18 protein-coding genes, 2 tRNA genes and 1 pseudogene are annotated in these 20,293 nt (G+C 59.7%); 8 read left to right on the forward strand and 13 right to left on the reverse strand.

Annotation, left to right across the window (positions count from 1 at the left end; translation table 11 throughout):
• Positions 1-46: 46 nt before the first annotated feature.
• Positions 47-1,879 carry a gamma-glutamyltransferase gene (ggt, locus tag ACM6IQ_RS29425; protein ID WP_414880520.1) on the reverse strand — a complete coding sequence of 611 codons (1,833 nt, stop codon included), beginning with the start codon at positions 1,877-1,879 and terminating at the stop codon, positions 47-49.
• A 151-nt stretch (positions 1,880-2,030) separates the two neighbouring features.
• On the opposite strand from ggt, the gene ACM6IQ_RS29430 reads away from it, so the two are divergent.
• On the forward strand, positions 2,031-3,140 hold the full coding sequence (locus ACM6IQ_RS29430; RefSeq protein WP_414880521.1) for a DUF2817 domain-containing protein: 1,110 nt from the start codon (positions 2,031-2,033) through the stop codon (positions 3,138-3,140).
• A gap of 99 nt (positions 3,141-3,239) precedes the next feature.
• Here the strand turns inward: ACM6IQ_RS29430 and ACM6IQ_RS29435 are convergent.
• The 3 genes and pseudogenes from ACM6IQ_RS29435 to ACM6IQ_RS29445 all read right to left on the reverse strand — a co-directional run.
• A tRNA-Met gene (locus tag ACM6IQ_RS29435) sits at positions 3,240-3,316 on the reverse strand.
• A gap of 116 nt (positions 3,317-3,432) precedes the next feature.
• The gene (locus ACM6IQ_RS29440; RefSeq protein ID WP_414880579.1) at positions 3,433-4,296 is read right to left on the reverse strand and encodes a methyl-accepting chemotaxis protein; all 864 of its coding nucleotides are present in this window, start codon (positions 4,294-4,296) and stop codon (positions 3,433-3,435) included.
• Positions 4,294-5,628: pseudogene (locus tag ACM6IQ_RS29445) on the reverse strand (hypothetical protein); the annotation flags it as partial. The pseudogene ACM6IQ_RS29445 and the gene ACM6IQ_RS29440, both read right to left, overlap by 3 nt.
• A gap of 186 nt (positions 5,629-5,814) precedes the next feature.
• Between ACM6IQ_RS29445 and ACM6IQ_RS29450 the strand changes: the two are divergent.
• Positions 5,815-7,032 carry an MFS transporter gene (locus tag ACM6IQ_RS29450; RefSeq protein WP_017340761.1) on the forward strand — a complete coding sequence of 406 codons (1,218 nt, stop codon included), beginning with the start codon at positions 5,815-5,817 and terminating at the stop codon, positions 7,030-7,032.
• A 134-nt stretch (positions 7,033-7,166) separates the two neighbouring features.
• On the opposite strand, the gene ychF is transcribed toward ACM6IQ_RS29450, so the two are convergent.
• From ychF to ACM6IQ_RS29490, 8 genes are all read right to left on the reverse strand, one after another.
• A complete protein-coding gene (gene ychF / locus ACM6IQ_RS29455; protein WP_017340760.1) occupies positions 7,167-8,267 on the reverse strand; it encodes a redox-regulated ATPase YchF in 1,101 nt (366 codons plus the stop codon).
• A gap of 22 nt (positions 8,268-8,289) precedes the next feature.
• Positions 8,290-8,874: an aminoacyl-tRNA hydrolase gene (pth, locus tag ACM6IQ_RS29460; protein WP_008037207.1), complete on the reverse strand. Its 585-nt coding sequence runs from the start codon at positions 8,872-8,874 to the stop codon at positions 8,290-8,292.
• Positions 8,875-9,044: 170 nt separating this feature from the next.
• The gene (locus ACM6IQ_RS29465; RefSeq protein ID WP_017340759.1) at positions 9,045-9,647 is read right to left on the reverse strand and encodes a 50S ribosomal protein L25/general stress protein Ctc; all 603 of its coding nucleotides are present in this window, start codon (positions 9,645-9,647) and stop codon (positions 9,045-9,047) included.
• A gap of 141 nt (positions 9,648-9,788) precedes the next feature.
• Positions 9,789-10,730: a ribose-phosphate pyrophosphokinase gene (locus tag ACM6IQ_RS29470; RefSeq protein WP_003208392.1), complete on the reverse strand. Its 942-nt coding sequence runs from the start codon at positions 10,728-10,730 to the stop codon at positions 9,789-9,791.
• Positions 10,731-10,776: 46 nt separating this feature from the next.
• A tRNA-Gln gene (locus ACM6IQ_RS29475) sits at positions 10,777-10,851 on the reverse strand.
• A gap of 36 nt (positions 10,852-10,887) precedes the next feature.
• Positions 10,888-11,739, reverse strand: coding sequence for a 4-(cytidine 5'-diphospho)-2-C-methyl-D-erythritol kinase (gene ispE / locus ACM6IQ_RS29480; RefSeq protein WP_031319119.1), 852 nt, complete (start codon positions 11,737-11,739; stop codon positions 10,888-10,890).
• Between the two features lie 2 nt (positions 11,740-11,741).
• Positions 11,742-12,359, reverse strand: a complete 618-nt coding sequence (lolB, locus tag ACM6IQ_RS29485; protein ID WP_017340757.1) for a lipoprotein insertase outer membrane protein LolB — start codon at positions 12,357-12,359, stop codon at positions 11,742-11,744.
• Between the two features lie 4 nt (positions 12,360-12,363).
• Positions 12,364-14,088, reverse strand: coding sequence for a tetratricopeptide repeat protein (locus ACM6IQ_RS29490; protein ID WP_017340756.1), 1,725 nt, complete (start codon positions 14,086-14,088; stop codon positions 12,364-12,366).
• Positions 14,089-14,425: 337 nt separating this feature from the next.
• Here ACM6IQ_RS29490 and hemA point away from each other — a divergent pair, with 337 nt between their 5' ends.
• The 6 genes from hemA (at position 14,426) to ACM6IQ_RS29520 (ending at position 19,783) form a co-directional block, all read left to right on the forward strand.
• Positions 14,426-15,715, forward strand: coding sequence for a glutamyl-tRNA reductase (hemA, locus tag ACM6IQ_RS29495; protein WP_017340755.1), 1,290 nt, complete (start codon positions 14,426-14,428; stop codon positions 15,713-15,715).
• On the forward strand, positions 15,712-16,791 hold the full coding sequence (prfA, locus tag ACM6IQ_RS29500) for a peptide chain release factor 1 (protein WP_017340754.1): 1,080 nt from the start codon (positions 15,712-15,714) through the stop codon (positions 16,789-16,791). Before hemA ends, prfA begins: the two co-directional genes overlap by 4 nt.
• Complete coding sequence (gene prmC / locus ACM6IQ_RS29505; protein WP_414880522.1) at positions 16,788-17,618, forward strand: peptide chain release factor N(5)-glutamine methyltransferase; 831 nt, start codon at positions 16,788-16,790, stop codon at positions 17,616-17,618. Before prfA ends, prmC begins: the two co-directional genes overlap by 4 nt.
• On the forward strand, positions 17,612-18,367 hold the full coding sequence (locus tag ACM6IQ_RS29510; protein WP_017340752.1) for a molybdopterin-synthase adenylyltransferase MoeB: 756 nt from the start codon (positions 17,612-17,614) through the stop codon (positions 18,365-18,367). The genes prmC and ACM6IQ_RS29510 overlap by 7 nt, the downstream gene beginning before the upstream one ends.
• Entirely contained in the window at positions 18,360-19,151 is a 792-nt protein-coding gene (murI, locus tag ACM6IQ_RS29515) for a glutamate racemase (protein ID WP_017340751.1), read from the forward strand. The genes ACM6IQ_RS29510 and murI overlap by 8 nt, the downstream gene beginning before the upstream one ends.
• 113 nt (positions 19,152-19,264) lie before the next feature.
• A complete protein-coding gene (locus ACM6IQ_RS29520) occupies positions 19,265-19,783 on the forward strand; it encodes an acyloxyacyl hydrolase (protein WP_017340750.1) in 519 nt (172 codons plus the stop codon).
• Between the two features lie 161 nt (positions 19,784-19,944).
• Here the strand turns inward: ACM6IQ_RS29520 and ACM6IQ_RS29525 are convergent, their stop codons facing one another.
• Entirely contained in the window at positions 19,945-20,250 is a 306-nt protein-coding gene (locus ACM6IQ_RS29525; RefSeq protein WP_017340749.1) for a YkgJ family cysteine cluster protein, read from the reverse strand.
• Positions 20,251-20,293: the final 43 nt, after the last annotated feature.

Genomic DNA, 20,293 nt, shown 5'->3' on the forward strand with positions numbered 1-20,293 from the left:
TAAAAGGCTTACCTCCCGGTAAGCCTTTTCCATGCCATGGCAAGACTCAATCCCCCAACGCTTCCCCCTCGCGTCGTGGATCCGCCCCACCCGCCAACGACGCTTTCCCCTGCGCATCCTTGATCCGGACAATCGCTTGAGTGCCGCTGGTCATGTCGATCTCGCTCACGCTATGCCCCTTGTCCTTCAACGCCTGAATCAGCTCCGCGCTGAACTGCCCCTGTTCCAGCTCGGTCGGGCCGTTGCGGCTGCCGAAGTTGGGGAGGTTGATGGCGGTTTGCGGGTCGAGGTTCCAGTCGAGCAGGCCGACGGTGGATTTGGCGACGTATTCAATGATCTGCGAGCCACCAGGAGAGCCGAGGGTGGCGAGGAATTCGCCGCTCTGGCGGTCGAAGATCAGGGTGGGTGCCATGGACGAGCGTGGGCGTTTGCCGGGTTCGACGCGGTTGGCGACTTTCTGCCCGTTTTCTTCGGGGATGAACGAGAAGTCAGTCATCTGGTTGTTGAGCAGAAAGCCTTGAACCATCAGGTGCGAGCCGAATGCAGATTCCACCGTGGTGGTCATCGACACCGCACCGCCCAGGTCATCGACCGCCACCACTTGCGAGGTGGAAATGCGCAGCGGCGAACGGTCCGGCGCGTAGGCCACCTGAATGCCCGGCGGCGTGCCAGGCTTGGCCGTGCCCATGCTGCGATCACCGATGAGGGCGGCGCGGCTGGCCAGATAGGTCGGGTCCACCAGGCCTTTGACCGGGACGGGCACAAAATCGCTGTCGGCGACATACAGTGCGCGGTCGGCATAGGCCAGACGCTCGGCTTCGGAGATCAGGTGCACGGCTTCCGGGGCCGGTTCGATGCCTGCGGAGCGGGTGCTTTTGACTGGTTTCAGTGGCGCCAGGGCATAACGCGGATCGCGGGTTTCCAGCGCCTGCAAGGTGCCGAGGATCTGCGCCACGGCGATTCCGCCCGACGACGGTGGAGGCATGCCACAGACCTGCCAGCGTTTGTAATCGGAGCACAGCGGCGCGCGTTCCTTGGCGGAGTAGCCGCCGAGGTCGTTCAGCGACAGGCTGCCGGGGTTGGCGTGGCCCTGAACCTTGGCGACGATTTCCTGCGCGATAGGGCCTTTATACAACGCATCAGGACCTTCCTTGGCGATGCGTTTGAACGCAGCGGCCAGCGCCGGATTTTTCAGTAGGGTGCCGACGGCTTTCGGGCTGCCATCGGTATTCCGGAAATACGCCATCATGTCTGGCGAGCGCTGCATGGACGAATCCGAAGCAATCAGCTGATGCAGGCGTGGCGAGATGGGAAAACCTTGCTCCGCGAGTTTTATCGCCGGTTCGAACAACTGCGCCCATGGCAGGCGCCCGTGTTTCCGATGGGCCAGTTCCAGCGCTCGCAACACACCGGGGGTGCCCACGGAACGACCGCCAATCTGCGCCTGAGTGAATGGCATCGGTGTGCCGTCGGCTTGCAGGAACAACTTCTCGGTGGCGCCGGCCGGCGCGGTTTCTCGACCGTCGTAAGTGCGCACGGTTTTACCGTCCCAGAGCACGATAAACGCACCACCGCCGATACCCGAGGATTGCGGTTCGACCAGCGTCAACACCGCTTGCATCGCAATAGCGGCATCAATCGCCGAACCGCCCTGACGCAGCATTGCTCGCCCGGCTTCGGCGGCGAGCGGATTCGCCGCCGCAGCCATATGCTTCGAGGCGTGCCGGGTCTGCAGGTCGGCGCGATAACCCGAGGCGGCTTCCGGTGCGATCGGCAACTTCGACGCGGGCGGAACGTTACACGCCGCGAGGGTTAATGCGCCGACAATCAGCGAAAGGGCTGGCAGGCGATAGCGATTCCAGTGAATGGCTGTAAACACGCGGGGCACTCCGTCCGTGGGAAAGGTCAGGGGACTTTATCGGCCGACAGCCAGTGACGCAAACCATGGCCGTTTTTGTCCTTCATCCATTGACGGAATTTCTGTAGGGTCAAGGGCAGTAGACGAGTCAGAAGATCAACAAGAGGCAGATATGCAGACCGACTTCCCCGCACAGCCGAGCTATGGCGCTCAGCGTGAACAGTTTCTGGCAGCCGCGAAGGCGGCCGGCGCGAGATTGACCGAGTATCCGCACCCGCTCAAAGGACCGTTCGGGGAGCCTCTGAGCACCGATGTGGCGGTGCTCGGTGATCCGGCCGCCAAGCGCTTGCTGATAGCGCTGAGTGGCACTCACGGGGTCGAAGGCTTCTATGGCTCGGGCTGTCAGATCAAGTGGCTGCAGGAGTTGGGCAAGCGTTCATTGCCGGCCGATGTCGCGGTGATGTTTGTTCATCTGATCAATCCGTGGGGCACGGCGTGGCTGCGCCGGGTCAACGAAGACAACATCGACCTTAATCGCAATCACCTGAACTTCGAACATCCGCTGCCGGACAATCCGGCCTACGCCGCGCTGCATGAAATCTATGCCTGCACCGAGCTGACAGGCCCGGAGCGTGATCGCGCCGATGCACTGCTTGACCAGCAGATCCAGGAACACGGCTGGCCGGCGGTGATGTCGATTGTCGAGGGCGGCCAGCACAGTCATCCCGACGGTCTGTTTTACGGCGGACGAGCGCCGAGCTGGTCGAACCGCACATTGCACCAGATCCTTCAAAAACATGTCGCTCATGCCGATGTTGCGATGTGCTTCGACTTGCACACCGGCGCCGGGGAATACGGCCATCCGATGTTGTTGACCATTACCGAGTCCGCCTATCCAGCGTTGCCGGAGGCGCAGTCGATCTATGGACCGTGGCTCTACACGCTGCTGACCGGCGCCGACACGCTGAGCGAAACCGGTGTGGCGGCCACGGCCACCGGCTACACCTCGCAGGCGCTGATCGACGCGCTGCCGCAGGTGCGATTGATGCCCTTCGTGATCGAATGCGGGACTTATCCGGGAGCCGAGGTTCATCGTCATTTGCGCGACGACCATTGGCTGCATCTGCACGGCAATCCGAGTGATGCGGTCGGGCGGGAAATCAAACTGAATCTGCTGGAGCAGTTCTATCCTGCCGACAACGACTGGCAGGCGATGGTCTGGTTGCGTACGTGGCAGATATGGGAGCGGGCATTGTCCGCGTTGGCGCTGGTGCGATCCTGAGGCTTGCTCTTGTTGCCTGAAGTCACCTCTGTGTTTTCGGGGCACTTTTCTCGAGGCATAAAAAAACGGCCTACCTTTCGGTAAGCCGTTTTTAGTACTTGGTGGCTACACAGGGACTTGAACCCCGGACCCCAGCATTATGAATGCTATGCTCTAACCAACTGAGCTATGTAGCCAAGTGGCGCGCATTATTGGCTCGTAATGATGATGTGTCAAGCGTAAATCTAAAATATTTCTCTACGCTTTCAACCGCTTATCCACCTGACCCGCAAAATCGGGCCAGGGGAGGGCGTCAACCGAGCTGAAATCTCCCGGTATTGGCACTCAGCGCTTTGCTGCCTTGGCTCAAGGTGTCTGCAGCCAGGTTCACCGCCCGCGCGCCTTCGAGCAGGCGTACCGCCGCCTGATCGACTTGCTGGATGTTGCCGCTGACTTCGTCGGCGGTGCTGGCTTGCTCTTCTACCGCCGTAGCAATTTGCGCCAGGGTGTCGGTGACGCCTTGTACCGCGTGGGCGATTTCCCCGAGGCGTTCACCCAACCCTGTGACCGACTGCGCATCGGATTGCGCCTGGCCGCACGCGGCTTCCATCAGGCTTACGGCTTCATTCACCGTGCTACGCAAACTGTCGACGGTGCCGGCGATCTGCGCGGTGGACGATTGGGTGCGTTGCGACAGGCTGCGCACTTCATCGGCGACCACCGCAAAGCCTCGACCCTGTTCACCCGCACGAGCGGCTTCGATGGCGGCGTTGAGCGCCAACAGGTTGGTCTGCTCGGCAACCCCGCGAATGGTGTCGACCACCAACTGGATCTGCTGGCCTTGTTCGCTGACCCGTCCGAGTGCCGCCGCCGTTTCGTTCAAACGCTGGTTGAGCTGTTGAATGCTCGCGGTGGTACGTTGGCTGTCACGGCTGCTGTCGGCAGCAATGCGCTGGGTGTGCTGGGCGCTGCCGGAAGCCTGTTCGCAACTCTGGGCGACGCCTTGGGAGGTGGCGGCCAATTGCGTTGCCGCCGCCGCGATCTGACTGATCTGCAATTGTTGGGCTTCGACTTCGCCCAGCGCACCGCTGGAATGATGGTTGAGCGTGCGCACCGCATTACTCAGTTGCAGGGTTTCGTGATCGACCCCCAGCAAGCTGTTGCGCAGTTGCACCACTGCGACGTTGAGCGCGGTGCTGATCGCCGCCAGTTCGTCGCGGCCTTCAACGGGCACTTGCAGGCTCAGATTGCCGTCGCGCAAGGCTTCGGCCAGCAGCGTGATGCCGCTGGCGCTGCGACGGATCGAGGCCTGCAAGCAGATAAACAGGTACAGCGCGGCCAGCAACAGGCAACCAAAAATCGCCGCCACCACCATGAACTGGCGGATCGCCGAGCCGTGGTAGTAATCCAGACGCTGATCCAGCGAGACCAACGACTGCTGGCGCAGCGAAGCGAGGTCGGTGAGCAGGCTGTCCAGGCTGCGCTCGAACTCCTCGGGCTTGAGTTTGATGCTGCCGCCAAACACGCCGTCATCAAGGACTTTCAGCTCGGCATCGAGGTGTTTGAGGCTGTCATGGTATTGGCCGGCCCAAGTCTGCAAGGCACTGGGCAGACGTGCTTCCAGAAGCGTGGCGGTTTTCGCCAGCTGCTCACGGGCGTCGCCGATGCGGCTGCGCAGATCGCGCAATTGCAGACGGCTTTGCAGGGTGAACTGACCGGACACCACCGACGCCTGGCCGACGCTGGCCAGACGGCCTACGCGCTCAATCAGGTCCGGCGCGTGTTGCGTGGAAATCTGCGTCAGCAGGTAGGTTTCCAGCCATGGTGCCAGCGTCAGACGATTGTCCATGGCGATCTGTTCACGCAAGGCCTGCAGAGCGCTCAAGGCATTGGTGAAACGATCGTAACCGTCCGGCCACCAGCCGACGCTGCTCAGGCTTTTCGAGTCGAGGCCATCGAGGGCTGTCTGCAGGGCTTGATAGCGGGCCAGGGTTTCGCCCACGGCGCCTTCGGTTTGCAACGCGTTGCCAAGGTCCGTGGTGGCTTGGGCGACCGCTGGCTGAACCGCATCGAACGCAGCCATCGCAGCAAGAGTGGCCGGTGTCGGCTGGCGATTGGTCTCGGTGGCACGCCAGCGCGCGGCGCGGTCACGCTGGGCGGCGAGCAGGTTATCCAGCGCATCCAGCGCGAGCAGTTGCCGGACGCCGGCACGCTCGCCGGAAATCAGGTTGAGTTTGGCGCGATAGTCCTGGCCGATCATCAGCAGGCTGCCTGCGAGTGGCAGGATAAACAGCAGAAACAACAGCTGAAACTTGCGGGCGAAGCCAAAACGCCCCAGCAACCCGATCCCCGGAGATAAAAAAGCCTGCATGCCCCATGACTCCCCTGGACACCACGCACCAATCGCGTGCGTCGAGGTCGTAGCGACCGCGACATGTGCCCGTTTTAAAGGCCTCGAAAGTTCACCCTCGCCAGCTCTGTAGGCCGACTCTGTAGCGAAACTTCCCATTCTCGGTGCCCTTTGTAAGGGCGCCGCGTTGAAGGGAATAAACAAGGCAAGATTCAGACCATGGCGTTGCGCTATTACCGTCTGAATTTAGTTCGTTAGCTGGCTAAGGGGATGGCGCTGCTGCACTGAAAAATGGCACATTGACCCACCTGCCCGTGTGCACCCATCTGTTGTACGGAATTTCCCATGGCTATCAGCAATGCCCAGACCGGCGCGACGCCGGCATCCGCGACTTCACAAAGCAGCCCTCTGGTCATGCGCATCATCGGCGCCGTGGCGCTGGCGCATTTGATCAACGACCTGATTCAGTCGGTGCTGCCTTCGATCTATCCGATGCTCAAGGCCAACTATGGCCTGACCTTTACCCAGGTCGGCCTGATCACCCTGACCTTCCAGCTGACCGCTTCGCTATTGCAGCCGTGGGTCGGTTACCACACCGATCGCCACCCCAAACCCTGGCTGCTGCCGGCCGGGACGGTGTGCACGTTGATCGGTATTTTGATGATGTCGGTGGTCGGCACCTTTCCATTGATTCTGCTGGCGGCGGGGTTGATCGGCATTGGCTCGTCGACCTTTCACCCGGAAGCGTCTCGCGTGGCGCGGCTGGCGTCGGGCGGGCGATTTGGCCTGGCGCAATCGACTTTCCAGGTCGGCGGTAACGCGGGCTCCGCTTTCGGCCCGTTGCTGGCGGCGGCGATCATCATTCCGTTCGGTCAGGGCCATGTGGCGTGGTTTGGTTTGTTCGCAGTGTTTGCGCTGTTTGTGCTTTACCGGATCAGCCGCTGGTACGCCAATCACCTGAGCCTGTTCAAACTCAAGCAAGGCCAGGCGGCGACGCATGGCTTGTCGAAGGGCCGGGTCATCAGCGCGCTGGTGGTGCTCGGGTTGCTGGTGTTCTCCAAGTACTTCTACATGGCCAGTTTCACCAGCTACTTCACCTTCTACCTGATCGAGAAGTTCGACCTGTCGGTGGCCAGTTCGCAGCTGCATTTATTCCTGTTTCTGGGGGCGGTGGCGGCGGGGACGTTCTTCGGTGGACCGATCGGCGACAAGATCGGGCGTAAGGCGGTGATCTGGTTTTCGATCCTTGGGGTCGCGCCGTTCACCTTGATCCTGCCGCATGTTGACTTGTTCTGGACCAGCATTCTGAGCGTGGTGATCGGCTTCATCCTGGCGTCGGCATTCTCGGCCATTGTGGTTTATGCACAGGAATTGGTGCCGGGCAATGTCGGGATGATCGCCGGGGTGTTCTTCGGGCTGATGTTCGGTTTCGGCGGGATTGGCGCGGCGTTGCTGGGGCACCTGGCGGACGTGCACGGTATCGAATACGTGTACTTCCTGTGCTCGTTCCTGCCGCTGTTGGGTGTGTTGGCAATCTTGCTGCCAAGAACCAATAAGGCATGATCTGACAGCATCCTCCTGAGGGAGCGAGCTGCTCGCTCAGAAGATTGATGGTGTGGCAGGTATTTATTTCAGGTGCAAAAAAGCCGCGTATCAAACGCGGCTTTTTCTTGGGCGGGTGTCCCGTCCTGAATGACTCAGACGTTGAAGCGGAAGTGCATCACGTCGCCGTCTTTCACGATGTAGTCCTTGCCTTCCAGACGCCATTTGCCGGCTTCTTTGGCGCCGGCTTCGCCCTTGTACTGGATGAAGTCGTCGTAGGCGATGACTTCGGCGCGGATGAAGCCTTTTTCGAAGTCGGTGTGGATCACGCCGGCGGCTTGCGGTGCGGTGGCACCGACGCGGACGGTCCAGGCGCGGACTTCTTCGACACCGGCGGTGAAGTAGGTCTGCAGGTGCAGCATTTCGTAGCCGGCGCGGATCACGCGGTTAAGGCCAGGTTCTTCCAGGCCCAGGGCTTCGAGGAACATGTCTTTTTCTTCGCCGTCTTCCAGCTCGGCGATTTCGGCTTCGATCTTGTTGCAGACCGGAACCACCATGGCGCCTTCTTCTTCGGCGATGGCTTTGACGATGTCCAGCAGCGGGTTGTTCTCGAAACCGTCTTCAGCGACGTTGGCGATGTACATGACCGGCTTGGTGGTCAGCAGGTGGAAGCCACGGATCACCGCCTTGTCGTCGGCTGCCATGTTCTTCATCAAGGTGCGCGCAGGTTTGCCGAGGGTGAAGTGAGCGATCAACTGCTCCAGCAGGCCCTTCTGGACAACGGCGTCCTTGTCCCCGCCCTTGGCGTTACGGGCGACTTTCTGCAGTTGCTTTTCGCAGCTGTCGAGGTCGGCAAAGATCAGTTCCAGGTCGATGATCTCGATGTCGCGTTTCGGGTCGACGCTGTTGGAGACGTGAATCACGTTCTCGTCTTCGAAGCAGCGGACCACGTGGGCGATGGCATCGGTTTCACGGATGTTGGCGAGGAATTTGTTGCCCAGGCCTTCACCTTTCGAGGCGCCGGCAACGAGGCCCGCGATGTCGACGAATTCCATGGTGGTCGGCAGGATGCGCTTTGGATTGACGATGGCCGCCAGGGCTTCCAGTCGTGGATCCGGCATCGGTACGATACCGGTGTTCGGTTCGATGGTGCAGAAGGGGAAGTTCTCGGCCGCGATCCCGGATTTGGTCAGGGCGTTGAACAGGGTGGACTTGCCGACGTTAGGCAGGCCGACGATGCCGCAATTGAATCCCATGGTGTTTCCCCTCGGATAAGAGTCAGGCCTTCTGGCTGTGCAGGTTTTTCATCGCGCGGTTCCATTCCCCGGCGAGGATATCCGGCAGCACGCCGAGGGCAAAGTCGATGCTGGCATCGAGTTTTTCCTGTTCGGCGCGTGGCGCACGACCCAGGACGAAATTTGAAACCATACTGGCTACGCCCGGGTGGCCAATGCCAAGCCGCAAGCGGTAGAAGGTATTCTGATTGCCCAGTTGCGCGATGATGTCGCGCAACCCGTTGTGACCGCCATGGCCGCCGCCCTGTTTGAGTTTGGCAACGCCCGGTGGCAGGTCGAGTTCGTCATGCGCCACGAGGATTTCTTCCGGCTTGATGCGAAAGAAGCCGGCAAGCGCCGCTACGGCCTGGCCGCTACGGTTCATGTACGTGGTGGGGATCAGCAGACGAACATCCTGACCCTGATGCGAATAGCGCCCGGTCAGGCCGAAATATTTGCGATCCGCCACAAGGTTCACGCCTTGTGCGTTCGCGATGCGCTCAACAAAAAGGGCCCCTGCGTTATGCCGGGTCTGTTCGTATTCAGCGCCTGGATTTCCCAGGCCAACGATCAGTTTGATGGCAGTCACGATAGGGGCCCTTCCTTGGAGTGGTGGATAACATCGCCGCAACCTGGGTGTGCGGCGAAAGTGGACGACAAGTGCTCATTTACCATTATGTAAACTCCGCGTTCTCGCCCGCTTTCTCGCTACGTTCCAGTCCGCGATGTTACCGGGTCACTCCGGCATCACAGAGTAAATTACTCTGCTGCGCCTTCTTCGGTAGCTTCTGGAGCAACACGTGGAGCGTGGACGTTGGCAACAGCCTTGTCATCGCCGTGTGCCAGAGCAACAAACTCAACGCCTTTAGGGGCTTTGAGGTCGGACAGGTGAATGATCGAGCCGATTTCGGCGTTAGCCAGGTCGACTTCGATGAATTCAGGCAGGTCCTTAGGCAGGCAGCTCACTTCGATCTCGGCAACAACGTGCGAAACTTCGCCGCCTTTCTTGATCGGAGCTTCTTCACCAACAAAGTGTACAGGCACGATAGCGGTCAGTTTCTGGCCAGCTACAACGCGTACGAAGTCAGCGTGCATCACGTGGCCTTTGGCCGGGTGACGCTGCAGAGCCTTGATGATTACGTTTTGCTTGGTGCCGCCAACGTTCAGCTCGATGATGTGGCTGTAAGCCGCTTCGTTTTCGAGCAGTTTGGCAACTTCTTTAGCCAGCATGCTGATGGATTCAGGGGCTTTTTCGCCACCGTAAACTACAGCTGGTACCAGGCTTGCGAGACGACGCAGGCGGCGGCTCGCACCTTTCCCCAGGTCGGAACGCACTTCAGCATTCAGAGTAAATTCGTTCATGTTGTATCTCCAAAATAACCACATTCGCCCCAGCGTTTGCGACCAGCGCTAAAGGCGATATGGGCAAAAAAGCCCCGCCCCGACAGGAATGCCGGGGCGGGGCGCTTTTCGTCAACGAGATGTTCGAGAAGGGCAGGGCCCTTAACGGAACATCGCGCTGATCGATTCTTCGTTGCTGATGCGGCGGACCGCTTCGGCAACTACCGGCGCGATATCCAGTTGACGGATACGCGAGCAGGCTTGAGCAGCAGCGGACAACGGGATGGTGTTGGTCACCACCAGTTCGTCCAGCATGGAATTTTCAATGTTTTCGATCGCCCGACCGGACAGCACAGGGTGTGTGCAGTAGGCGAAAACCTTGGCAGCGCCATGCTCTTTCAAAGCCTTTGCCGCGTGGCACAAAGTGCCGGCGGTATCGACCATGTCATCGACCAGAATACAGGTACGCCCTTCGACATCACCGATGATATGCATCACTTCAGAGTGATTGGCTTTCTCACGGCGTTTGTCGATGATCCCGAGATCCACGCCCAGGGATTTGGCAACAGCACGTGCACGCACGACGCCGCCAATGTCCGGGGACACAATCATCAGGTTTTCGAAGCGCTGATCTTCAATGTCATCCACCAATACTGGGGAGCCGTAGATGTTATCTACCGGAATATCGAAGAAACCCTGGATCTGGTCAGCATGCAGATCAACCGTGAGAACACGGTCGATGCCGACTACGGTAAGCATGTCAGCGACGACTTTCGCGCTGATAGCCACACGTGCGGAACGCGGACGGCGATCCTGACGGGCATAACCAAAGTAAGGAATAACAGCAGTGATACGAGTAGCCGAGGAGCGGCGGAAGGCATCAGCCATCACTACCAGTTCCATCAGGTTATCGTTGGTCGGAGCGCAAGTCGGCTGAATAATGAAGACGTCTTTACCGCGGACGTTTTCATTGATCTCGGCTGTAATTTCGCCGTCGGAAAACTTGCCGACAGAGATGTCACCGAGAGGGATATGCAGCTGACGTACGACACGTCGAGCCAGATCGGGGTTAGCGTTCCCCGTAAAGACCATCATCTTGGACACGCGCAGTACCTAGAGGCTGAGGGTAACCTGGATGAGTATAGGAAAATGGCAGGGGCGGCTGGATTCGAACCAACGCATGGCAGGATCAAAACCTGCTGCCTTACCGCTTGGCGACGCCCCTGTATCTGTTGCAACGAGTACCCAGTACTCGATTCCTTTAGAGCAGACTTTGCAGCTTGCGATGCAACATCGAAACGTTGCTTCCTTTTGCTACAAACCCTGTAAGGGTCTCTGTAAGAAGGGCCGAGACTTTATCAGCTTCAGCTTTGCTTGGGAAGCCCCCAAACACACAACTTCCAGTTCCGGTTAGTTTTGCTTCGGTAAAATTACCTAACAAATTCAATGCGTTACGTACATCTGGATAACGCCTTGCTACCACCGGTAAGCAGTCATTTCGACTGTTTCCCTTGGGAACGGGGCGCACTTTAATGGGAGAAGAGTTACGTGTCAACAACGGATCTGAAAAAATTTCTGCTGTACTTACAGATACTTGCGGCACAAGCACGAGATACCACGGTTCTTCGGGGTCTACAGGGGTAAGTTTCTCTCCCACGCCCTCGGCGAAAGCCGCGTGGCCACGCACGAAAACCGGGACGTCGGCGCCCAGCGTCAGGCCCAGTGCGGCCAGCCGATCCTCATCCCAACCCAGCTGCCAGAGATGATTCAGGCCGAGCAAAGTCGTCGCGGCATTTGAACTGCCGCCACCGATGCCACCGCCCATGGGCAGAATTTTTTCGATCCAGATGTCGATACCGAGCGAACAACCGGATTGCTCCTGAAGTTTTTTTGCAGCACGAACAATCAGATTGCTGTCGTGAGGCACACCGTCGAATTCAGTGTGCAGTCGGATCACACCGTCGTCGCGCACAGCAAAGGTGATTTCATCGCCGTAGTCGAGAAACTGAAAAATCGTCTGCAGCTCGTGGTAACCGTCTTCGCGGCGGCCGAGGATGTGCAGCATCAAATTGAGTTTGGCCGGGGAGGGCAGCGTCAAGCGTGGGGCCGTCATGTTCATTGCCCCAGTTTGCGCGGTTGCCATTCCTTGATCACCAGCGTGACGTCAAGGTCGGTGCCATGCAGTTTGATCCGCTCGGGCAGCCAGAAGCCGTTTTGCTCGGCATAACTCAGGTATTCGACTTGCCAGCCATCCTGATCCAGATTGGCCAGGCGGCTGTCGGCATCCAGTGTCAGGCGACTTTTGCTGTCCGGCGCCGGGAGTCCGCGGACCCACCAGGCCAGGTGCGACACCGGCAGCTTCCAGCCGAGCTGTTCTTCAAGCAGCACTTCCGGCGTCGGCGCTTCGTAGCGCCCCTGATTGGCGACTTCCAGCGAAACCTTTCCGGGGTGCCCGGTCAGGCGTGCGGCGCCGCGACCCAGGGGGCCCGAAAGGCGAATGTCGTAATAGGACTGGCGTTGCAACCAGAACAGCGTGCCGCTCCCCGAGTCCTTTGGCGCGCGGATGCCGATCTTGCCGTTGATCTGCCAGCCGTCGAGGCTGGTCAGTTGCTCTTTGTGAACGCGCCATAGACTGGCGTCGCCTTGGCCCTGAACCGATTCGCGGGCACCGAAGCCCGCGCAACCGGCGAGCAGGGCGATAAAACTGAAAACGATGAAGTGGCGCAAAAACATAATCTTAAAGAGTCTCTGATCCGGTCAGGCGCTTGATGGTGCCGCGCAGGATTGGGCTGTCGGGTTGTGCCTTGAGGAATTTGCCCCAGATCTGCTTGGCTTCCCGTTGCTTGCCGTTGGCCCACAGGACTTCACCCAGGTGAGCCGCGACTTCCTGATCGGGGAAGCGATCCAGTGCCTGGCGCAGATACCGCTCGGCTTCATCAAGATTGCCCAGGCGGAAATTCACCCAGCCGAGGCTGTCGAGTACCGCCGGGTCTTCCGGGGTGATCTGGTGTGCCTGTTCGATCAGGGCCTTGGCTTCCGCGTAACGCGTTGTGCGGTCGGACAGGGTGTAGCCGAGGGCGTTCAGTGCCATGGCGTTGTCCGGGTCACGCTTGATGATCAGGCGCAGGTCTTTTTCCATCTGCGCCAGGTCATTGCGTTTTTCCGCCTGCATGGCGCGGGTGTACAACAGATTCAGATCGTCCGGGTATTGCTGCAAGGCTTTTTGCAAAACACTCCAGGCCTTTTCCGGCTGTTTGTTGGCGGACAGCGTTTCGGCTTCGATCAGGTACAGCTGAATCGCGTAGTCGGGCTGCTCATCGCGCTCGCTCGCCAGACGGCTTTGTGCTTCGGCGGTCTTGCCGTTGTTCATCAGGATATCGGCCTGACGCAATTGCGCCGGCAGGTAATCGTTGCCCGGGCCGACCTGGGCGTATTCGATCAGTGCACCCTGGGGATCGTTGCGCTCTTCAGCGATGCGACCGAGGTTCAGATGGGCCGAGTCGACATGGCTTTCCCGGGCGATCAGGTCTTCGAGGTAGCCCTTGGCCTCGTCCCAGGCCTTGGCTTCCAGGCACACCAGCGCCAGGGAGTATCGCAGTTCATCGTCTTCCGGGTACTGCTGAACCAGGCTCGAGAACTCGGCTTTGGCGTCGTCCATGCGGTCCTGTTCGACCAGCATGCGTGCGTAAGTCAGGCGCAGGCGTTTGTCGTCCGGGTATTTCTTGATGCTTTTTTGCAGAAGAGGCAACGCTTCATCGCCGCGATCAAGGGTTTGCAGCAAGCGTGCGCGCAGCAGAATGGGGGCGATTTCACCGTCGTCCGGCGGGTTGTCTTCCAGCAAGGCCAGCGAGCCTTTGCTGTCGCCGTCCTGTTGCATCAACAAGGCCTTGCCGAAAATCAGCTGGCTGTTGTGGGGATGGCGCTGCAGCAAGCGGTCAAAACTTTTCATCAGGCCGTTGCGGGTTTCCTGATCGGTATCGGCCGCGGACAGGGCAAGGAAGTCGAAATGCGTGTCGCCCTTGCCTTGCAGGACTTTCTCCATATAGACCATGGAGTCGTCATAACGCCCGGCGCGCGCCAGTTGCACGGCGGCGGCCCGTTGCGCCTCGAGGTCGTCCGGTGCGTTTTTCGCCCATATCAGCGCGGTATCCAGGGCGGCCTGGTCGGCGCCCAGGTACTCGGCGATGCGAAACGCCCGCTCGGAGATGCCTGGATCCTGGGTATTGATGGCCTGGGTCACGTAGTTGTCCAGCGCAATGTCGAAACGATTGCGTTGGCCAGCCAGTTCGGCGCTCAACAGACTGAAGACGGTTTCTTCACTGAATGAGCTGTAAACCTTGGGCTTTTCAGGGGCCGGAGTGCTGTCTTCGACCGGCGGCGTACCGTCCGACGAAACGGGTGCCATGGCCTGGCAGCCGCTGAGGAAGACAAAAGCGAGGAGCAACGCGGAAGATCTATTCATATAGGAAGAGGACGACTAACCTGCGGTCGGATCATCATGACACAAGCCTTCGGCCAAACATAACCGGCCGGGCATTTTCCCTTCTGCGTCGTGTCCTGTGGGGGCTGGCTTGCCAGCGATGGTCGTTAACGATGACGAGTTTTTACAGGGAACTGGCTGTGTGTCTCAGTCCATCGCCGGCAAGCCAGCGCCCCCGGGGGCCGGTGTACGCTTCGTGTAAACGAGAACCGCTCGCAAAGCCGGGCATGGCCTACCGGGGCAATAGAGATCGAGTAGTTGTTCTCGTTGTGTCGAAGTAGGACAATTGCCGGCTTCACGTCACCATCAGCGACCTTGAATGGCCTTCCTTGCACTCGGTATTAACCACAAGACTGCTTCAGTAGACGTCCGCGAGCGCGTGGCCTTTACCCCTGAGCAGCTGGTTGAGGCCTTGCAGCAGCTCTGCCGACTCACCGACAGCCGCGAAGCTGCGATCCTCTCCACCTGCAATCGCAGTGAACTCTATATAGAACAGGATCACCTTTCGGCTGACATCGTGCTGCGCTGGCTGGCCGATTATCACCATTTGAGCCTCGACGAGCTGCGCGCGAGCGCTTATGTGCACGAAGATGATGCGGCAGTTCGTCACATGATGCGGGTTGCTTCCGGGCTCGATTCGCTGGTGTTGGGCGAACCGCAGATTCTCGGCCAGATGAAATCCTGCTACGCCGTGGCCCGCGAGGCTGGCACCATCGGTCCGCTGCTCGGGCGTCTGTTTCAGGCGACGTTCAATGCCGCCAAGCAAGTGCGCACCGATACCGCCATCGGGGAAAACCCGGTGTCCGTGGCGTTTGCCGCGGTCAGCCTGGCGAAACAGATTTTCAGCGACTTGCAACGCAGCCAGGCCTTGCTGATCGGCGCCGGCGAGACCATCACCCTGGTCGCCCGGCATTTGCATGAGCTTGGCGTAAAACGCATCGTTGTCGCCAACCGCACCCTGGAACGCGCAAGCATTCTGGCCGAGCAGTTTGGCGCTCATGCCGTGTTGCTTTCGGACATTCCGGCAGAACTGGTGCGCAGCGACATCGTCATCAGCTCCACCGCCAGCCAGTTGCCGATCCTCGGCAAGGGCGCGGTGGAAAGTGCCTTGAAGCTGCGCAAGCACAAGCCGATCTTCATGGTGGACATCGCCGTACCGCGCGATATCGAGCCTGAAGTCGGCGAGCTTGACGACGTTTACCTGTATAGCGTCGACGATCTCCACGAAGTGGTCGCCGAAAACCTCAAGAGCCGTCAGGGCGCTGCGCAAGCGGCGGAAGAGATGGTGTCGGTCGGCGCTGAAGATTTCATGGTCCGGCTGCGCGAACTGGCGGCGGTGGATGTGCTCAAGGCCTATCGCCAACAAAGCGAGCGCCTGCGTGACGAAGAATTGCAGAAGGCCCAGCGGATGCTGGCCAATGGCAGCAGCGCCGAAGACGTGCTGGTGCAATTGGCGCGAGGCTTGACCAACAAACTCCTGCACGCACCGAGCGTGCAGTTGAAAAAGCTCTCTGCCGAAGGTCGCCTCGACGCACTGGCCATGGCCCAGGAACTCTTTGCCCTCGGTGAGGGCTCATCGGATAGCTTTTCGGATAAAAAACCGCAATGAAAGCGTCACTGCTCAATAAGCTGGACATCCTCCAGGACCGTTTCGAGGAATTGACCGCCTTGCTTGGCGATGGCGAGGTCATTTCCGATCAGACCAAATTCCGCGCCTATTCCAAGGAGTACGCGGAGGTCGAGCCGATCGTCGACACCTATAAACAGTTGCTCAAGGTGCAAAGCGACCTCGAAGGCGCCCAGGCCCTGCTCAAGGACAGCGACCCGGACATGCGCGAAATGGCCGTGGAAGAAGTTCGCGAAGCCAAGGAGCAACTGATCGAGATCGAAGCCAGCCTGCAACGGCTTTTGCTGCCCAAGGACCCGAACGACGGGCGCAACGTGTTCCTCGAAATCCGTGCCGGCACCGGCGGCGACGAGGCGGCGATTTTCTCCGGCGACCTGTTCCGCATGTATTCGCGTTACGCCGAGCGGCGTGGCTGGCGGGTGGAAATCCTCTCGGAGAACATCGGCGAACACGGCGGTTATAAAGAAGTCATCGCCCGGGTTGAAGGCGATAACGTCTACGGCAAGCTGAAATTCGAATCCGGCGTGCACCGCGTGCAACGGGTTCCGGCCACTGAATCCCAGGGGCGCATCCACACCTCGGCCTGCACCGTGGCGGTATTGCCCGAGCCGGACGAACAGGAAGCGATCGAGATCAACCCGGCGGATTTGCGGGTCGACACGTATCGTTCCTCTGGCGCCGGTGGACAGCACGTCAACAAGACCGACTCGGCGATCCGCATCACGCACTTGCCGTCCGGTATCGTCGTCGAGTGCCAGGAAGAACGTTCCCAGCACAAAAACCGCGCCCGGGCGATGTCCTGGCTGTCGGCCAAGCTCAACGACCAGCAGACCAGCGCCGCCGCCAATGCCATCGCCAGCGAGCGTAAATTGCTGGTGGGTTCGGGGGATCGCTCGGAGCGGATCCGTACCTATAACTTTGCTCAGGGCCGGGTCACCGATCACCGGGTCAACCTGACGCTGTATTCCCTCGATGAAATTCTCGCGGGCGGTGTCGATGCGGTGATCGAGCCGTTGCTGGCCGAATATCAGGCTGACCAACTGGCGGCCATCGAATGACGATCATTGCCAGTCTGTTGCGCGCCGCTGATTTGCCCGACTCGCCGACGGCGCGTCTGGATGCCGAATTGCTGCTGGCGGCGGCGCTGGGCAAGTCCCGCAGTTTTCTGCACACCTGGCCGGAGCGCATCGTTCCGAGCGACGCTGCGCTGAAATTCGCCGAATACCTGCAACGCCGCCGTGGCGGAGAGCCGGTGGCGTACATTCTCGGCCAGCAAGGTTTCTGGAAACTCGATCTGGAAGTCGCCCCGCACACGCTGATCCCGCGCCCCGACACCGAATTGCTGGTGGAGGCCGCGCTTGAATTGTTGCCCGCGGCACCCGCCAAGGTCCTCGATCTCGGCACCGGCAGTGGCGCCATCGCCCTGGCCCTGGCCAGTGAACGTCCGGCGTGGAGCGTCACCGCTGTGGATCGCGTGCTCGAAGCCGTGGCCCTGGCCGAGCGCAATCGTCAGCGCCTGCACCTCAACAATGCCACCGTGCTGAACAGCCATTGGTTCGGCGCGCTGGAAGGTCAGCGTTTTCAGCTGATCATCAGTAATCCACCTTACATTGCTTCAACCGATCCGCATCTGGTGGAAGGCGATGTGCGTTTCGAACCGGCCAGTGCGCTGGTAGCGGGTATCGACGGGCTCGACGACTTGCGTCTGATCGTCGCCCAGGCACCGGATCACCTGGACGCGGGTGGCTGGTTGATGCTCGAACACGGTTATGATCAAGCCGAAGCCGTACGCGATCTGCTGCAGACCCACGGTTTTGAAGAAGTCCACAGCCGCACCGATCTGGGCGGCCACCAACGGATCAGCCTGGGGCGCCTGCCGTGCTGAATGATCAGGAATTGTTGCGCTACAGTCGGCAGATTCTGTTGCAGCACGTCGATATCGACGGTCAGTTGCGACTGAAAGAAAGCCGCGTGTTGATCGTCGGTCTTGGCGGTCTCGGTTCACCGGTTGCGCTTTACCTCGCCGCGGCTGGCGTCGGTGAACTGCATCTGGCGGACTTCGACACCGTCGACCTGACCAACCTGCAACGCCAGATCGTTCACGACACCGACAGCGTCGGTCAGACCAAGGTCGATTCGGCCATTCGCCGACTGAGCGCAATCAACCCCGAGATCACGTTAGTCGCTCATCGCACTGCGCTGGACGAAGATTCTTTGGCCGCCGCCGTTGCGGCCGTGGATCTGGTGCTGGACTGCTCCGACAATTTTTCCACCCGCGAAGCGGTCAACGCCGCATGCGTGGCCGCGGGCAAGCCGTTGGTCAGCGGCGCGGCGATTCGCCTCGAAGGGCAATTGTCGGTGTTCGACCCGCGTCGTCCGGAAAGTCCGTGCTACCACTGTCTATACGGGCACGGCAGTGAAGCTGAACTGACGTGCAGTGAAGCCGGCGTCGTCGGTCCGCTGGTGGGGCTGGTCGGCAGCCTCCAGGCGCTGGAAGCGATGAAACTGCTGGTGGGTTTCGGCGAGCCGCTGGTGGGACGGTTGTTGTTGATTGATGCCTTGGGTTCGCGTTTTCGCGAGCTGCGGGTCAAGCGTGATCCGGGTTGCAGCGTCTGTGGGTCGACACATGCGTGAAGCGCCGATTGGCGTGTTCGACTCCGGTGTCGGTGGGCTGTCGGTGCTGGCCGAGATCCAGCGATTGCTGCCCAACGAAACCCTGCTGTACGTCGCCGATTGCGGAAATATTCCCTACGGCGAGAAAACCCCGGAATTCATCCAGCAGCGTTGCCGCGTGATGGCCGATTTCTTTCAGCAGCAGGGCGCCAAGGCCTTGGTGCTGGCCTGCAACACGGCAACGGTCGCCGGCGTTGCGGATTTGCGGCGCGATTATCCAGACTGGCCCATCGTCGGCATGGAGCCCGCGGTCAAGCCGGCTGCAGCGGCTACCCGCAGCGGAGTGGTCGGTGTGCTCGCCACCACCGGCACCTTGCAGAGTGCCAAATTCGCCGCGTTACTCGACCGCTTCGCCACCGATGTACGGGTGATCACTCAGCCGTGTCCGGGGCTGGTGGAGTTGATTGAAAACGGCGATTTGCACAGTCCTGCCCTGCGTGAATTGCTGGCCAGCTATGTAGGGCCGCTGCTCGCCGCCGGCTGCGACACGATAATTCTCGGCTGCACGCATTATCCCTTTCTAAAACCGTTGCTAAAGCAGATGATCCCTGAAGATATCAGCTTGATTGATACCGGCGCCGCTGTAGCGCGGCAACTTCAGCGCTTGTTGGCTGAGCGTGAATTGCTCGCCGAGGGACCTGCACGTGCTGCGCAGTTCTGGACGAGTGCCGATCCGGAGCATTTCAGGAATATCTTGCCGATCCTGTGGAATACCGCTGGCGTTGTGCAAAGCTTCAAGAGATGAAAAAAAATCCTGGGGGAACGAATAATTGGGGTGAACTTCTGATTAAGCGCGGACTTCTATAGCGGTGAGCAACAAAAAAAACCTATGAAATCGTTCGGAAAAGGATGTTTCTAGTGAAGCGACTATTCTGCTTGGCCGCGATTGCGGCCGCACTAATGGGGCAAAGTGTTAGCGCACAGGCGGCAGGCGTGGAGTTCGGGGTCGGCCAGACCAGCGATTCGACCATGACCTATCGACTGGGCATGCAATTCGATTGGGACACGAGTTGGTTGCAGAGTGATGTCGGTCGATTGACCGGGTACTGGAGCGGCGCCTACACCTATTGGGAAGGCGACAAGACTTCCAGCAACAACAGCCTTTCGTTTTCGCCGGTTCTTGTTTATGAGTTTGCCGGTCAGAACGTCAAACCTTATGTAGAGCTCGGGGTTGGCGTGGCGTTGTTCTCGAATACCGAACTTGAAGACAACAAACTGGGCAGTGCCTTTCAGTTCGAAGACCGTTTCGGCTTCGGTCTGCGTTTTGCGGGCGGACATGAAGTCGGGATTCGTGCGACGCACTATTCCAATGCAGGGTTCAGCAGCCCGAACGATGGCGTAGAAAGTTACGCACTGCACTACACGATGCCGTTGTAAGGTTTAAAAATTGTGGCGAGGGAGCTTGCTCCCGTTGGGGCGCAGAGCGGCCCCATTTCTTGTCAATAAGAAAGGGGACTGCTGCGCTGTCCAGCGGGAGCAAGCTCCCTCGCCACAGGTTCTGTGTCTCGCTTTGGCGACTGTGACGGCATTAATGCAGATCACCGATACGCCGTAGTAATCCCCTGGCGCTCATCGATGCACTCCGGTGCACCCATTTCGAATTCCCGGCAGATCAGCGGGCGTTTTTCGTAGATCGTGCACATCATGCTGTTGCGATCCAGCGCGGCACACCAGCCGTCGTCCAGACGCAGCATGACTTCCCCGCCCCAATCATCGGTATCGATAAAACGCTCGGGCACACCCGTGTCGGTGATCAGCATCACTTCGAGCTGGCAGCAGCAGGCTGCGCAGGTCGAGCAGGTGACCGCCGTTTCGGCGATTTGTGTGTGGGGAATGGTCTTCATGGCGCGCAGTGTAAGTCAGTCGGTCGGCGCTGTGTGAAAGGCC

The organism is Pseudomonas sp. IT-P100 (assembly GCF_949767185.1).
Taxonomy (GTDB): Bacteria; Pseudomonadota; Gammaproteobacteria; order Pseudomonadales; family Pseudomonadaceae; genus Aquipseudomonas; species Aquipseudomonas fluorescens_B.